Here is a 669-nt window from a genome sequence, read left to right as displayed (position 1 = left end):
GCTGTAACTGGGAAAGAAAGTCTCCAGTCAGCATCGTCTTTTACTGCTTTAATGAAGTCTTCAGTGATTAATAGTGACAAGTTGAATTGACGAAGACGACCATCTTCACGTTTAGCTTTAATGAAGTCCAAAACATCAGGATGGTGTACATCGAAAGTCGCCATTTGTGCGCCACGTCGACCACCTGCTGATGATACTGTAAAACACATCTTGTCGAAGATATCCATGAACGACAATGGGCCAGAGGTGGTCGCACCTGCACCAGCAACATACGCACCTTTAGGGCGTAAAGTAGAAAACTCATATCCGATGCCACAGCCGGCTTTTAGTGTTAAGCCTGCCTCGTGGTTTTTAAGTAGGATATCGTCCATTGAGTCATAGACTGTGCCTGAAACGGTACAGTTAATGGTGGAAGTTGCAGGCTTATGTTCGCCAGCGCCTGCATTCGACATAATGCGGCCTGCGGGAATGACGCCAGTCTCTAATGCCCATTTAAAATCTGCATATACCTGCTCGCGCTTTTCCTCTGATTCTACAGAAGATAGAGCACGGGCCACACGTTCATAAGTTTCAGCGATTGTTTTATCAACAGCTTCGCCAGACTTTGTTTTCAGCTGGTATTTAGTGTGCCAAATGTCTACCGACGCATCTTGCATCGGGAGTGGAGAA

The 669-nt window shown here is 46.2% G+C and carries 1 protein-coding gene; it reads right to left on the bottom strand.

Annotation, left to right across the window (positions count from 1 at the left end; all coding sequences use genetic code 11):
• On the bottom strand, positions 1-656 hold a 656-nt coding region (locus A3762_RS03830; RefSeq protein WP_369820658.1), incomplete at its 3' end, for a ribonucleotide reductase N-terminal alpha domain-containing protein.
• Positions 657-669 lie beyond the last annotated feature (13 nt).

Source organism: Oleiphilus sp. HI0125, assembly GCF_001635355.1.
This window is presented reverse-complemented; position numbering and strand designations above follow the sequence as displayed.